Source organism: Spirosoma pollinicola (genome assembly GCF_002831565.1).
In the GTDB taxonomy this organism is placed as follows: domain Bacteria; phylum Bacteroidota; class Bacteroidia; order Cytophagales; family Spirosomataceae; genus Spirosoma; species Spirosoma pollinicola.
Genome location: NZ_CP025096.1, coordinates 2,540,932 through 2,555,867 on the forward strand (window position 1 = coordinate 2,540,932; position 14,936 = coordinate 2,555,867).

The 14,936-nt window shown below is 49.8% G+C and carries 10 protein-coding genes; 7 read left to right on the plus strand and 3 right to left on the minus strand.

Translation table 11 applies throughout. The features are described from left to right. Nucleotides 1-227: 227 nt before the first annotated feature. Complete coding sequence (locus tag CWM47_RS10810; RefSeq protein ID WP_240625832.1) at nt 228-1,301, plus strand: SGNH/GDSL hydrolase family protein; 1,074 nt, start codon at nt 228-230, stop codon at nt 1,299-1,301. A 312-nt stretch (nt 1,302-1,613) separates the two neighbouring features. Further along, nucleotides 1,614-2,510 (plus strand): SGNH/GDSL hydrolase family protein, encoded by an 897-nt coding sequence (locus CWM47_RS10815; RefSeq protein ID WP_240625834.1) that lies wholly within the window; start codon nt 1,614-1,616, stop codon nt 2,508-2,510. 75 nt (nt 2,511-2,585) lie between these two features. Here the strand turns inward: CWM47_RS10815 and CWM47_RS10820 are convergent, their stop codons facing one another. Beyond that, entirely contained in the window at nt 2,586-3,218 is a 633-nt protein-coding gene (locus tag CWM47_RS10820; RefSeq protein ID WP_100987992.1) for a hypothetical protein, read from the minus strand. Nucleotides 3,219-3,260: 42 nt separating this feature from the next. Continuing rightward, nucleotides 3,261-3,890, minus strand: coding sequence for an MgtC/SapB family protein (locus CWM47_RS10825; protein ID WP_100987993.1), 630 nt, complete (start codon nt 3,888-3,890; stop codon nt 3,261-3,263). A gap of 150 nt (nt 3,891-4,040) precedes the next feature. On the opposite strand from CWM47_RS10825, the gene CWM47_RS10830 reads away from it, so the two are divergent. The 5 genes from CWM47_RS10830 to CWM47_RS10850 all read left to right on the plus strand — a co-directional run bounded on the left by CWM47_RS10830 (nt 4,041) and on the right by CWM47_RS10850 (nt 14,567). Further along, nucleotides 4,041-7,073 carry an excinuclease ABC subunit UvrA gene (locus CWM47_RS10830; RefSeq protein ID WP_100987994.1) on the plus strand — a complete coding sequence of 1,011 codons (3,033 nt, stop codon included), beginning with the start codon at nt 4,041-4,043 and terminating at the stop codon, nt 7,071-7,073. A 233-nt stretch (nt 7,074-7,306) separates the two neighbouring features. Continuing rightward, on the plus strand, nt 7,307-9,604 hold the full coding sequence (locus CWM47_RS10835; protein WP_317046728.1) for a sialate O-acetylesterase: 2,298 nt from the start codon (nt 7,307-7,309) through the stop codon (nt 9,602-9,604). Nucleotides 9,605-9,743: 139 nt separating this feature from the next. Beyond that, nucleotides 9,744-12,533, plus strand: coding sequence for a DUF1553 domain-containing protein (locus CWM47_RS10840; protein ID WP_100987996.1), 2,790 nt, complete (start codon nt 9,744-9,746; stop codon nt 12,531-12,533). Between the two features lie 15 nt (nt 12,534-12,548). Continuing rightward, complete coding sequence (locus CWM47_RS10845; protein ID WP_100987997.1) at nt 12,549-14,051, plus strand: DUF1501 domain-containing protein; 1,503 nt, start codon at nt 12,549-12,551, stop codon at nt 14,049-14,051. A 123-nt stretch (nt 14,052-14,174) separates the two neighbouring features. Continuing rightward, nucleotides 14,175-14,567, plus strand: coding sequence for a DMT family transporter (locus CWM47_RS10850; RefSeq protein ID WP_100987998.1), 393 nt, complete (start codon nt 14,175-14,177; stop codon nt 14,565-14,567). A gap of 20 nt (nt 14,568-14,587) precedes the next feature. Here the strand turns inward: CWM47_RS10850 and gatC are convergent, their stop codons facing one another. Further along, a complete protein-coding gene (gene gatC / locus CWM47_RS10855) occupies nt 14,588-14,875 on the minus strand; it encodes an Asp-tRNA(Asn)/Glu-tRNA(Gln) amidotransferase subunit GatC (RefSeq protein ID WP_100987999.1) in 288 nt (95 codons plus the stop codon). Nucleotides 14,876-14,936: the final 61 nt, after the last annotated feature.

Here is a 14,936-nt window from a genome sequence, read left to right on the forward strand (position 1 = left end):
AATACGTATTTTGTTGTATACAAAGTTTAGGAAACGCTACATTATGCAACATCCCTATCCTTCTTTTAGAAACCAACTATACTAAATATACACTATAGATGGATAAACAAAAATAATATAGGTTACTCTAAGATAGCTTTTCGTCAAGTAAAATGCTTTTGCCGCAAAAATATGTTTTTTTCGTATATCAGATTAAGAAATAGTCATATATGTAACCAAACGTTTAAATGAGTTATTCAAAAAGACTCTTGTTTCAGTATATTGTTCGGGGAGTCAATATGTACAGTTGTGTACTGGCAGTTGTCCTTATTGTACTTAGCTGCGCAACAGACTACCCGGCTCTGGTTGGTCCCAAAGCGGCCATAATCACAACTCCCGCATCGTCAACTGTCTGTCCATGTGCTACACTGCCGGTCAGCAGTACGAGTTCGCCTGTTTCGGTTACAGTGAGCCAGCCTGTTGCATTTGATACGCTGAAGGTTCCTCCCCCTCATTTTTTGCCAGATGGCGGGACGTTTTATATGAATACCCAGGTGCGGCTAACTGCCGACACATTGCCTGCTGGTGCTGTGATAGAGTACTCTGTAGATAACGGCGACAATTGGGTAACAGGCCAGCAATTTACCGTAACCTCGGGCGGTCCTATTCTAACCCGAATTCGTGCCGGGAATAAGTTATCCATTAATCGGTCTGCGCTGTTTGCTCTTTATTTTCAGCGAATGCTGATTATCGGGAACAGCATTATGAATCATGGGCCCGCTCCAGAACTCGGCTGGCTTAATAATAATGGCATGGCGGCCTCAGCGCCCGAAAAAGATTTCGTTCACTTACTTACCGGGCGATTAAAGGCGCTAAATCCATCTATGACCGTTACCCTCCAGTCGGGTGGTGACTTTGAGCGTCAATTTGGAACCGAAACCTACAGCCTGGATGAATTTAAAGAAACACTGCAACAACTCAAACCCGATTTAATTCTAGTCAGGATTGGTGAAAATATTGATCAGCAACAGGTCGCCAAGCGCGATTTTGAGAAGCAGTTTCGGCAGTTAGTGGATTATCTGGCTAACAATGGTCAGCCGGTGAGGCTCGTTTTTACAACCAGCGTTTGGGATCGACCGCAGTCTGACGCTATCGTTCGAAAAGTGGCAATCGAAAAAGGGCATGCCCTGGTTGACCTAAAATGTATGGTAGGGCAGGGCCAGTACTTTGCCAGCCAGTATGCTAACTCCGGCGTTGCGGCTCACCCAAACGATACAGGCATGCAGCGCATTGCCGATTTGATCTGGGCTAAAATTCAATAACGTATATTTTTGCCTTTTTATAGTTCGTACTTAGTAAGCATATAAACTACTAAAGTACTGTAATAGGCGATAACTGCAAATTGGCACAGTTTTGGTTAGGCCATGATAAGGATAAGATGGCCTACAGAAGTGAATAAAATTTCATACTACACTATACTCAACAACCTATCAAGACTATTTGCCCTTGCAGGCCTCTTGATAAGCTTTCAACCGGATAGTTACGCGCAAACAACGTCGCCTGATTGTGTAACAGGCTGCGTCCAGATAACTGTAACCCGTATCTCTGGCTACATAAAGACACCAACACCTTCCGTGACCGAACCAGTTGGTGGTTCTCCGGCAGCGCCATCAGTTCCTGAGCCAACGCCTACACCGCAGTCGTTGGCCGCACCCGTGTTCACGCCACAAAGTGGGGCTGTTGCATTTGGATCGACGATAACGCTTTCTGCATCAGCCTTACCCGATGGGGCTGTAGTAGAGTATTCCACTGACAACGGCACCACATGGGTGGCAGGTAATCAAATTATTGTTAATAATAAAATTGATTTGATAGGTCGAGTTCGCCTGGGTGACAAGACAACCGCTACTGGAAAAGTGAGTTTCATTCCTTATTTCCAGCGAATGCTGGTCATTGGCAATAGTATTATGAATCATGGCCCTGCTCCCGATTTGGGCTGGTTTAATAATAATGGCATGGCGGCCTCGGCTCCCGAAAAAGATTTTGTCCATTTATTGACGGGGCAACTGCAAACCTTATACGCTGGGGTTGCGGTTAAACTACAGTCGAGCGGAAGTCTGGAGCGTCAATACGGTATGTCAAATTATAGTATTGATGAGTTTAATGAACCTGTACAACAGTTCAAGCCCGATTTAATTCTGGTTCGGATGGGCGAGAACGTGGACGATAGCCAGGTACAGGCCCGTAACTTTGAAACTAGTTTTCGTGCGTTTCTGGAGCGGCTGGTTTTGTTGAGTGGCAGCCAACCGGTTAAAATCGTTTGTACAACAAGTGTCTGGTCTAATCCACAGGCCGATGCGGTTATCCGAAAAGTAGCCAACGAAAAAGGATATACGCTGGTTGATTTAAGCAGCATGGTAGGACAGGGGCAGTATTTTGCCAGTCAATATGCAAACGGTGCGGTAGCGGCTCACCCAAATGACGCCGGTATGCAACGTATTGATGAACTGATCTGGGAAAAGCTTAAGTAGGAATCTGGTTTTTTTATACAGAAAAGGCGTTCCCTGAATAAGGAACGCCTTTTTTGAACTACAGATAAATTAGTGTTAAAAGAACGATAACCGCAGTAAGAAAGGAGAGCCTCCGTAAACCTGATAAGAGATAGGGTCGTTTGCCTTGTAGTTGAGGTTGTACAGAGCCGTGATATTTACACCGAACCGGCGGCTTATGGGTTGCATATAGGTCAGCCCTAAAAATGGAGCGGCAATCGTTCCTGTATAGGCGGCTACTACCTGATCTACTTTTTGTTGATATGTATTGGTCTGTAATTCACCGTGCAGATACAGGTTCGCTAAGATGCTTGGAATAAACTCATACATGACAAAGCCCCTGGCCCCGTATTGGTTGATCGTAACGCCTTGAGTAGGATAAATATAACCGGGCTTGTAGCGAGTGTAGGTATAACTTCCGCCGACGCCAACAATCATTCGCTCGCTTGCCTGATAGGCAATAACCGGCGAAACACCCAGGCTAAATGGGTTGCCAAAACGAAAACCGGTAATGCCGCCCCCAAAACGTAATCGTTGGCCAAAGGGCAATGGTCGACCTTCCGGCGTTTGGGTACGAAGCGGATCTTTGCCCTGCCCCCGGCGATCATCCGGATCTTCAGTTATCTGTCCGAAGGCTACGCTACTCGTTAATAAAGCTGTGATAAACAGTAACTTTTGGATATGATTCATGGTGTTGTATACAAAAAAAATAACTCTTGGTAAGTAACGAAATCAGAAGGTAAATTCTTTTACCTCGGGGTCGGTTAGCAGACGTTTAATGCATTTTTCATGGTTTTGCTCGGCACCGTTAACGCGCCAGTGACCAATAATCTCAGTGCCAATACGTTGTTGCTGACTTCGGGTCGAATGAAGATCATACTCGTCGAAAAGCTCTTCGTATTGGTCCAGCGTTTTGTTTTGAAAGGCCGTTACAATTTTATAATCGCGTGTTTGATTCAGTTTCTGAATACGGTTGGCAAACCCCATTAACAAGAGCAACGACCCCAGAATAAAGACGAAACCAACCAGGGCGATATCGTATTGCCCTGCGCCCACACACATGCCCAGTGCCGATACGGCCCATACAGTAGCGGCCGTCGTCAGGCCTTTAATCCGGTTATCTTCCCTAAAGATAATACCTGCGCCAAGGAAACCGATACCATTTACAATATTGGCCGCAATCCGGTCGCCAGAGCCGCCAATCCGGCCCGATACCATCGTAAACAGCGCTGAACCAACGCAAATCATAATCATGGTTCGCAGCCCCGCCGACTTGCCGTGGTATTCCCGCTCGGCGCCAATCAGGCCACCCATTACGAGCGATACACTCAGCCTGATGATATCTTCCTGCGCAAAATTCATCTCGTTCGATAGCTAATACGGCAATTCATCGGGTCTCGTTGCAACACAGAATATTATTAGGTCTCGCAGCCCGTTTTAAGTAGGAGATAGAAACCATATTTTGATTTAAACCGTTAAAATTTAGATAGAGTTTACCCTCATTAATTAAGAATGACTCAGACCACGGAAACCGAACCCCGGAATCTCAACGGCGAACCGACTGGACCGCTACGTTCGGTTGACAATCTCGACCCCAAACAGTTTATTATTATTAAAGGGGCGAAAGTACACAATCTAAAAGGAATTGATGTTGCCATTCCGCGCAACAAACTGGTTGTTTTAACGGGCCTGTCGGGATCGGGAAAATCGTCGCTGGCATTTGACACCTTGTTTGCCGAAGGCCAGCGAATGTATGTCGAAAGCTTGAGTAGTTACGCCCGCCAGTTTTTGGGGCGTATGGAAAAGCCTGAAGTTGAGTATATTAAGGGTGTGTCGCCCGCTATCGCCATTGAGCAGAAGGTTTCGACACGCAATCCCCGCTCGACGGTAGGAACATCCACCGAAATATACGATTACCTGAAACTGCTCTTTGGGCGGGCCGGTGTTACCTACTCACCCATTTCGGGGTATGAGGTCAAGAAAGACACGGTTACGGATGTCGTTAATTTTATGTACGGCTTCGAAGCTGAGCCGGGTGGCGCTCCACAGCGTGTCATGATTATGGCACCGTTGCGCGTTCGGGAGGACAGAACGCTGGAATACGAACTGAACATCCTGCTTCAAAAAGGCTACACCCGTATTGTGGCCAATGGAGTGGTATTGCAGATTGAAGATATTTTGACGAGTGAAGAAGCAAAAGGGAAGAATGAAGTCTATGATGACCAGTATTCTTCACTCTTAACGGATCACCGTACGACGGCCCGGTCTTCACTAGAAATTCTGGTTGACCGCGGCACGGTACTCTACGACGAAAAGGGCGAGCCTGATGAAGATAACCTGTACCGTTTTTCTGACTCGGTGCAAACCGCTTTTAGCGAGGGCGACGGCACTTGTCGAGTAGATGTGGTTGGTAAAGAGTCCCGCGTTTTCTCGGATAAGTTCGAGCTTGACGGTATTGTGTTCGAGGAGCCGAGCGTGAACCTGTTTACCTTCAATAATCCATACGGTGCCTGCCGCCGATGCGATGGCTTTGGTAAAGTGCTGGGCATTGATCCCGATCTGGTAATTCCCGACAAGAACCTGTCTGTGTTTGAAGGGGCAATTGCGCCCTGGCGCAGCGAGAAGATGAGCGAGGAGTTTTTGAAACCATTGCTTAAAAACGGCATTCGCTTCGACTTCCCGATTCATCGGCCCTATAAAGACCTGACCCCTGCTGAACAAGAACTTCTCTGGAAGGGCAACACGTATTTCGACGGGATCAATGGGTTTTTTGATTTTGTCGAAAGCCAGACATTTAAGGTTCAATACCGGGTGATGCTGTCGCGTTACCGGGGCAAAACGACCTGTCCGGAGTGCCGGGGTTCCCGACTGCGTAAAGATGCGAGCTATGTTAAAGTGGGCGGAAAATCCATCACCGATCTGGTGCTGATGCCGTTGACACAAATAACAGCGTTCTTCCGCGATCTTGAACTTCCGGCTCACCAGCAACAGATTGCCAATCGGATATTGATTGAGATTCGTAATCGACTGGATTACATGGAGCGCGTTGGTCTGGGTTACCTGACACTCAATCGACTAACCAACACACTGTCGGGTGGAGAATATCAGCGTATTAAGCTGGCTACTTCACTTGGGTCAGCGCTGGTTGGCTCGATGTATATTCTGGATGAACCGAGTATTGGACTTCACCCGCGCGATACACAGCGGCTGGTAAGCGTGCTGGAATCCCTGCGCGACATGGGGAATACCGTTATCGTCGTTGAGCACGAAGAAGAGGTAATGCGGGCTGCCGACCAACTCATTGATATTGGCCCCGACGCCGGTACACTGGGTGGACACCTGGTGTTTCAGGGAACGTGGGCGGATATTGCTAATGAAAAATGGATAGTGAACAATGAACATAATGTTCCAGATAGTGGACAATCTTCCCCAGATCATTATTCATCATCCATTAACCATTATCCATTCCAATCCCACACAATCGATTTCCTTACGGGCCGCGAAATAGTTCCGGTACCAACTTTTCGCCGGAAAGCGACAAACTTCATTGAACTGAAGGGTGCTCGTGAAAACAACCTTAAAAGTGTAGATGCACGGTTTCCGCTTAATACGCTCACCGTTGTTACGGGCGTATCGGGTTCGGGCAAAAGTACCCTGATTCGGAAAGTACTATACCCGGCCCTCATGCGGCAACGGGGTGAGGGCACCGAAGAAGCGGGCAAATTCGATGGCTTAAGTGGCTCGCTCGACCGAATTTCGTCAGTTGAAATGATCGACCAGAACCCAATTGGTAAGTCTAGTCGTTCTAACCCGGTCACCTATATCAAAGCCTACGATTATCTTCGGTCTGTCATGGCCGATCAACCCGTGTCAAAATCACGGGCCTATAAACCAAGCCATTTTTCGTTCAACGTCGACGGGGGGCGTTGCGAAGTGTGCCAGGGTGAGGGCGAAGTGAAAATCGAGATGCAGTTTATGGCCGATATTTACCTCAAATGCGAAGGCTGTGGCGGTAAACGCTTCAAGCAGGAGGTACTGGAGGTGACGCTGCATGATAAAAATATATCCGATATTCTGGATATGACGGTCGATGAAGCCATTGTTTTCTTCCGCAAGGTTGATAACAAAATGGCCGACAAACTGCAACCGTTGCAGGATGTAGGCCTGGGCTATATTGGACTGGGGCAGTCGGCAAACACGCTATCGGGTGGCGAAGCCCAACGCGTGAAACTGGCGTCGTTCCTGGGTAAAGGGAATCCAAATAAGGGTAGTACGCTGTTTATTTTCGACGAACCAACAACTGGGCTGCACTTCCACGACATTCGAAAATTGCTCTCGGCCATCAATGCCCTCGTCGATCAGGGCGATTCGGTAATTATTATCGAGCATAATATGGAGGTCATCAAAAACGCCGATCATATCATTGACCTTGGGCCCGAAGGTGGCGAAACGGGCGGATACATAACCTTTACCGGCACGCCGGAGGAGATGGTAAAACTGACCGATGGCAATTTTACCGCCCAATATCTTAAGGGAAAAGTGTAGCTGAATTTGAGAAATAATAGGGGAGGGCGGATGGCAACATCCGCCTTTTTTTGTGCGTTACGCTCGCTTTGGCTAACTAGTCCGGCCTACATCCATTCACTAAATCAAACTTTCCTGTATTTTCGCATATATTTATATATCCACAGTATTAAATGTTTAGGGTTATTAAGTGGGCTTTTCTGTTTGTTGTTTGGCCGTTCTTTGCGTTAGCACAACTTCAACTTTCACATCCAATGCCACGCCTGGTGGTGCAGCGCGGGGCCGATGGCAATGGTCGCCTGTATTTGTCGGGGCGGTTTACAGGGGTTGTCGATAAGGTGGAGGCTCAACTGACGCCTGTTGCTGCCGGCCAGGGCGTTGCCACAGTCTGGCAAACAGTACAGGCCAATCCAACCAATCAACTTTTTCTGGGATACATCACGGGTGCCGGTGGCTGGTATGTGCTCACGGTGCGTACGCTCGTGGGCAGTACAGTTATAGAACAGGCAAGCGTTCAGCCGGTTGGCATTGGCGAGGTGTTCATTACGGCGGGCCAGTCCAATTCGCGCGGGCTGGGCATTGGCGACAACGACCTGGGTACACGTACCGACCGCGTAAATGCAATTGACTCCATCAACCATTACTATCCGGCTCCTCCCGCAGCCCCTGCTCTTTTATCATCCGGCGACCCATCGCCAGTGCCGGTATTCAAGGCCCTCACGGCTGGCCGTCGTGTGTTTCCAATGGCAGAGAGTTCATGGGGGTGGGGCGAATTGGGCGACTATATCGTTAATCGCTACAATGTGCCGGTCGCTTTTTTTGTGGCGGGTTGGGATGGGTCCACAATTGATAACTGGCAAAAAACCGCCAACGGAATTCCAGCCTGCAATGCCTATAACTGCGTAGCCAACTGGGAGAATCTTCAGCCTTATACGAACCTGAAAAATGTCCTGCAATACTATGGTTCCGTGTCGGGTGTTCGGTCTATCCTCTGGCATCAGGGCGAAGCGGAGGGCGATGTAGCCCGTGAGGCTATTCCAACCTACGCCGATCGTTTGCGGGACATTATTCAAAAGACCCGCCAGGACTTTGGTGGACGTAATGTACCCTGGATGCTGGCTCGTGCGTCGTTCAATGGGCAAAAAACAACACCTGAAGTCGTTACGCAACAGGAAAATGTAATTGCCACATCGGGCTTTAATGTGTTTCAGGGGCCTTATAATGACACAATTCAGAACCGGAATGCGGGCAGCATCGACGTACACTTTCGCAACGTAGAACGCCCAACTACCGACCCGCAATATTACCTCAATACGACCTCCGTTCCAGTCAATATGGGGCTGTCGCGTTTTGCCCGAAACTGGAACAATAGCATGACGAATGCTTTTTTTCAGAATGCGAAACCCGTTACACCGATTCAGTTTGCCGTAACGGGCAATCTGGCTACCTACGTATTGCCCGGTGCTACCTTGCCAGTCTCGTTCAGCACGCTCGGTACGTTTAACAGCGGCAATATCTGGCAGGTGCAATTGCTCGATTCATTGGGGCAATACAAAAGTGTTTTGGGGAGTGGCACCACCAGCCCCATCTCGGTAACCCTGCCGGCTGCTCTGCAAAGTGGTCGCTATCAGGTTCGGGTAGTGGCTTCATCGCCGGCTATGCCTGCTGTACCGTCAAATCTGTTCCAGATCACCCAGCAAGCCGACCTAAGTTTGGCAATGGGTATCAATCTGCGAACACCTTCACTGAACACTCCCGTAACGATTAGCCTGTTTGTTCGTAATGCCGGGCCGGGGGGCGCAAAAGGGGTGGTTGTCAGAAATCGTCTGCCCAATAATCTGGAATTTGTTTCATCAACAGATCTTGTTGTAAATGAAGGTGTATTGACCAGTGTACCCATTGATATTAATCCCGGTGCTACGCAAATACTGCGCTTTATGGCCCGACCAACAGCTTCCGGCACCTACCAGAACGCAGCTGAAATAGCGCAGGCGGCTACAATTGACCTTGACAGCCAACCTAATTCCGGTACGGGCGATGGTCAGGATGATGCGGCTCAACTGGATTTTCGGACGAGTCAGGGCAGTGCGGCTGTATTCACATCACCCAATCCGAATCAGGTCCCGCTGCCAGCTGTTAGTAGTAATCAACCTGCGCCTAACTCAGCCAAGGCCGATGTTAGCCTTAGCATGTCGGTAAATACGCGTACCCCCGGCGTAGGTGATACACTTTTATATACCCTTACGATTACCAATCAGGGCGGTTTGGCAGCAACAGGTCTGAGTATTGCGGCTTATTTACCCGCCAGCCAAACCTTTGTGCCGGGAAATGATTTTGCTCTATCCGGCGGAGTATTGGTTGGTGGGGTGAGTAGTTTGGCCGCAGGCGCCCGTGTCTCATTACAGTTTAAAGCCCGCGCTTCTACCAGTGGGCAAGGTGTCTGCACGGCTCAGGTGCAGGCGGCTTCCGTTCCCGATCCTGACTCTGTTCCCGGCAACGGAACGACCAACGGAGAGGATGATACGGCGCAGATAGACGTCCGTGTGCGCTAAGGTAGTCATTGGTTACTTCTTCATAATGAACAGATTATGTTGAATCTTCGTTAAAATAACAGCAACCTGAAAATTTAATAGTTACAAAAATCAATGTTCCTGCTTTTGGTAGCAGGCAACATCTTTATGTCTACGCTTTATGAAAATCAGGTGGGTTCTTTTGGGTGCAGTAGGTATCGGGGTCGCCTTGATGCTTTCGTCGTTTCTCGGTTTTTTTGAGAAGCGGGTGGACTACAACACCCAAATCAAACCGTTGCTGAACAAGAACTGCATTGTTTGCCACGGTGGCGTCAAGAAGGCAGCCAACTTTTCGCTGTTGTTCAAACAGGAGGCTCTGGCACCGGCTAAATCCGGCAAATTTGCCATTATTCCCGGCGATGCAGATGGCAGCGAAATGATTCGGCGGCTTACGCTGACGGACCCCGACGAGCGAATGCCGCTGAATCATCCGGCCCTGAAACCCGAAGAAATTGATCTATTGCGTAAGTGGATTGACCAGGGTGCCGAGTGGGGTGACCATTGGGCTTACCAGACTGTCCAGAAACCCGATGTTCCCGAAATTGGTACGTTCTGGAGCCGATTAGGTATCGCTGAAAATGACGAAACGAACTGGGCCAAAAATGAAATTGACCATTTTGTCATTGATAAACTTAAGCAGGAAAGTCCGGCCTCGGCACAAATGAAACCTTCGCCCGAGGCAGATCGTGCTACCCTGATTCGGCGGGTGTCGCTTGATTTGACGGGTTTACCTCCGACAGAAAAGGACGTGGCCGCTTTTATGGCCGATAAATCGTCCAATGCCTACGAGAAAGTTGTTGACCGGCTGCTGAAATCTCCTGCTTATGGTGAACGCTGGACGGGTATGTGGCTCGACCTAGCCCGTTATGCCGATACGAAAGGTTACGAGCGTGACCCCGGCCGGAAAATCTGGCGCTATCGAGATTGGCTGATTAAGGCGTTTAACGACGATAAACCCTTCGATCAGTTCGCTGTTGAGCAACTGGCGGGCGATTTGTTGCCAACACCCACCGACGATCAACTCATTGCAACGGGTTTCCACCGCAATACAATGACCAACGATGAAGGCGGGACGCAGGACGAAGAATTCAGAACGGCGGCTGTTATTGATCGTGTCAACACAACCTGGGACGTGTTTCAGGGAACGACCTTCGCCTGTATCCAGTGCCATAGCCACCCCTACGACCCATTTTTGCACGACGAATATTACAAATACCTCGCCTTTTTCAACAACTCCCGCGACGAAGATGTAACGAGCGATACGCCAACGCTTCGATTCTATAAAGCTGAAGATTCGCTCAAACTCGTTGATCTGCAGCACTACATTGCCGGTACGGTAAAGGACTCAAAGCAAGCGCAAGCATACACGAATCAGGTTACGCACTTACTCCGCACGGTTGAACCCAAAATCAACTCACACGACTTCGATCAATACGTCAATGCGTCGCTTCTGGATGCCAAATACTTTGGTTTTCAGGATAAAGGGGGGTGCCGTATTAAAGATGTGACCCTGACCGGACGCCCGCGCTTGTTAATGAAGTGGGGCACCAAGGCGACCAATGCACTAGTTACCGTTCGCCAGGACAAAGCGGATGGCCCCATTCTGGCGCAAATTCCTACACCAAAACCCGGCAAAGACACGGTTCAGATGATTCCGTTGCCACCAATTCAGGGGCGGCACAGCCTGTATCTATCGCTGAATAGCCTGGAAAAACCGAAAGATTGGGTTCAGATAAAATGGGTTGCCTTTACCCCCGTTTTGCCGGGTCAACCGCAAAATGCTATCGGCGAAAAAGACAAAATGCTGTTGGATCTTCTCAATGCCGATGTTGACCAAACACCCATCATGCTCGATGGTTCTGGCGATCTGGCACGGGAAACACACGTTTTCGAGCGGGGGAACTGGATGGTGAAAGGCAAACGTGTGACGCCCGATGTGCCTAAATCCTTTCCTGCCATGAATCCGAGTCTACCCAAAAATCGGCTGGGCTTAGCCCGTTGGATGGTTAGCCGGGAGCAGCCGCTAACGGCTCGCGTAGCCGTAAACCGGTTCTGGGAGCAGTTATTTGGTACTGGCATTGTCGAAACGGTAGAGGATATGGGAACACAGGGAATTCAACCAACCCACCGCGAGTTGCTGGATTATCTGGCCGTTGAGTTTATGGAAACCGATCACTGGAGCGTCAAAAAACTCCTGAAACGACTGGTTATGTCGGCCACTTATCGTCAGCAATCAAACGCAACACCGGCTATGCTGGCCCAGGACCCTTTCAATAGACTACTGGCGCGGGGGCCACGCGTCCGCTTATCATCTGAAGCCGTTCACGATCAGGCGCTGGCCGTAAGTGGTTTACTGAGTCAAAAAATGTATGGTCCCAGTGTGATGCCCGTTCAGCCCGATGGCATCTGGCAATCACCCTACGATGGCGAATCGTGGAAACAAAGCACCGGCGAAGACCTGAACCGACGGGCCTTGTACACTTACTGGAAACGTACCGCACCCTATCCGTCGATGGTTACGTTCGACAGCCCCAGCCGGGAGTTTTGCCAGCTACGCCGACTCCGGACCAACACGCCCTTACAGGCATTAGTGACGCTGAACGACCCGGTTTATGTAGAAGCCGCCCGAAAACTGGCCGAATACATGCAAGGTCACGGTAAATCGCCGGAGGGGCAAATTCAGGCTGGTTTCCGGCGGGTCATGTTACGCGACTTACCCCCGAAAAAATTGGCTGTACTGGCTCGTCTTTATCGAAATACCGAACAGTATTACCAGCAAAAACCGGGTGAGGCCGAGAATTTGCTGGATCGTCCGGGCGTAAACTGTTCCACCATTTCACCTCAGCTAGCGGCCCTGACAGTAACGGCGAATACGATGCTGAACCTGGATGAGGTGATCACGAAGGAATAGAGCAACAGCAACACTATGAACAAACTCCTTAAAGAACTCCAGCAGGCGGCTGCCGAACGCGAAACCCGGCGGCATTTTCTGCACACCTGCTCAACGGGCCTTGGTGCTATGGCACTTAGCTCTGTGCTGGGAAGCTGTGGCTTCTTCGGGAAAGATAGCCCGCAGGATAATACCGTTGGGTCAGCCTTGCCATCAGGCGAGCCTACCGCCCCACACCCGTCGCAGTATTTACCGAAGGCCAAACGAATCATTTATATCCACATGGCTGGTTCGCCGAGTCAGTTGGAGTTGTTCGATTACAAGCCCGAACTGGCGAAGTACAACGGGAAAGACTGTCCGCAGGCCTTGCTTGAAGGGAAGAAATTTGCCTTTATTCGGGGAGTGCCCAAAATGCTGGGGCCACAGGGGAAATTTGCGCAACATGGCCAGTCGGGGGCGTGGGTGTCCGACTATTTGCCTCATTTACAGGGCGTGGTGGATGATATTTCGTTCCTCAAAGCGATGCACACCGATCAGTTCAACCATGCGCCCGCGCAGTTGCTCATGCATACGGGCAGCGCTCGCCTGGGCCGACCCAGTATGGGCTCGTGGGTGACGTATGGCCTAGGTACTGAAAATGATAACCTGCCGGGATATATTGTGCTGGCGTCAGGCGGCAAACAGCCCGACGCAGGCAAGTCTGTTTGGGGAAGTGGCTTCCTGCCAACGGTCTATCAGGGCGTTCAATGCCGAACCGACGGCGACCCCGTCCTTTTCGCGTCCGATCCCCTGGGCATGAGCCGCGACGTTCGTAAACAAACCATCGACGCCATTAGCGAGATCAATCAGCAGCAATACGACGACGTAAAAGACCCCGAAATCCTGACGCGTATTGCTCAGTACGAACTGGCGTTCAGAATGCAGATGTCCGTGCCCGACGCGATGGCTATCAAGAGCGAGCCGCAATATATCTTGGACAGCTACGGTGTTGACCCAAATAAAGGCTCGTTTGCCCGAAACTGCCTGCTCGCCCGCCGGTTGGTTGAACGGGGAGTACGTTTTGTGCAACTGTTCGATTGGGGGTGGGATACGCACGGTACCAGTTCCGATGGGTCCATTGACATTGGTCTGAAAAAGAAATGCAAAGAGTCCGATCAGGCCGTAGCTGCTTTGCTGAACGATTTAAAACAGCGCGGATTGCTGGATGACACTCTCGTAGTTTGGGGCGGTGAATTTGGCCGGACACCCATGCAGGAGAACCGGGATGGCCAAACGCTGCCGTTTATGGGGCGCGACCATCACCTCGAAGCATTTACCGTCTGGATGGCGGGTGGTGGTGTTAAAAAAGGCTTTTTGTTCGGCGAAACCGACGATATTGGCTATTACGGCGTGAAAGACAAAGTCCATATTCACGACCTTCAAGCTACCATTCTGCACCTGCTTGGATTTGACCACACAAAGCTGACGTATCAGTTTCAGGGGCGACCGTTCAGGCTAACCGATGTGGCCGGAAAGATTGTAAAACCGGTTCTGGCGTAATCTACAGAGGAAAGAAAGCGTGATGCGGGGCCGATAGTAACAATTTCTTAATCGCATTGTTACTGTCGCAAGTTGCATTGAGGTGCGAATAGCCACTTCCTTTGTATCTGTTCACACTGGGTCATGATTACGCAAACTACTTTATCGTGGCTGTATCTGGTCGGTGCGGCCGCCTGCGAAATGGCATGGATGTACGCACTCAAGTACATGCGCTGGGATGATCTGAAAACTCTTCGCTGGAATACTTTCTATACTCTTGATACGGGTTTGCCTATCCTGTTGCCCTGGGTTGCCTACGTTGTTTTTGGGATCATCAATACAGTTCTGCTGGCCATTGCCATGCGCACCATACCCACAACAACGGCCTTTGCGGTTTGGATGGCACTAACACTGGTATTTTTGAAAGCTGCCGACGTTTTCTGGTTGAAAACAAGCTGGTCATGGACCGAATTGTTTTTTATCCTGCTTATCACCGTCGGTATCATTGGTCTCAAGATAGCGGGACCAGTAGACTAGCTGTGAAGCGCAGCACCAACTTATTCCAGTACTTTTGGAACCTCGAAAAACTGGTCGTCGTGTTGGGGCGCGTTCATAAGGGCCTGTTCACGGGGCAAGTGATTCGCCACAAAATCCTCTCGTAGTACATTCGTTTCGGCCGACATATGCGTGAGCGGTTCCACGCCTGTTGTATCGACCTCATTGAGTTGTTCCATCCAGGTCAGAACGCCATTCAGACTGTTAAGCAACGCAGCTTCTTCGTCGGACTTCACCTCAAGCCGCGACAGGTGAGCAATTTTATGCAGTGTTTCGTGATCTACTTTCATAAGCGAAAGAGTGAAAGAGTGTAAAGAGTGAAAGAGCGAATGGCCGAACCCCTGGATACGA

Bases quoted from the DNA above. Each gene is read 5' to 3' on its own strand.
- CWM47_RS10810 (WP_240625832.1), top strand. From the start codon at position 228: ATGAGTTATTCAAAAAGACTCTTGTTTCAGTATATTGTTCGGGGAGTC.
- CWM47_RS10820 (WP_100987992.1), bottom strand. From the start codon at position 3,218: ATGAATCATATCCAAAAGTTACTGTTTATCACAGCTTTATTAACGAGT.
- CWM47_RS10825 (WP_100987993.1), bottom strand. From the start codon at position 3,890: ATGAATTTTGCGCAGGAAGATATCATCAGGCTGAGTGTATCGCTCGTA.
- CWM47_RS10830 (WP_100987994.1), top strand. From the start codon at position 4,041: ATGACTCAGACCACGGAAACCGAACCCCGGAATCTCAACGGCGAACCG.
- CWM47_RS10835 (WP_317046728.1), top strand. From the start codon at position 7,307: ATGCCACGCCTGGTGGTGCAGCGCGGGGCCGATGGCAATGGTCGCCTG.
- CWM47_RS10840 (WP_100987996.1), top strand. From the start codon at position 9,744: ATGAAAATCAGGTGGGTTCTTTTGGGTGCAGTAGGTATCGGGGTCGCC.
- CWM47_RS10845 (WP_100987997.1), top strand. From the start codon at position 12,549: ATGAACAAACTCCTTAAAGAACTCCAGCAGGCGGCTGCCGAACGCGAA.
- CWM47_RS10850 (WP_100987998.1), top strand. From the start codon at position 14,175: ATGATTACGCAAACTACTTTATCGTGGCTGTATCTGGTCGGTGCGGCC.
- gatC (WP_100987999.1), bottom strand. From the start codon at position 14,875: ATGAAAGTAGATCACGAAACACTGCATAAAATTGCTCACCTGTCGCGG.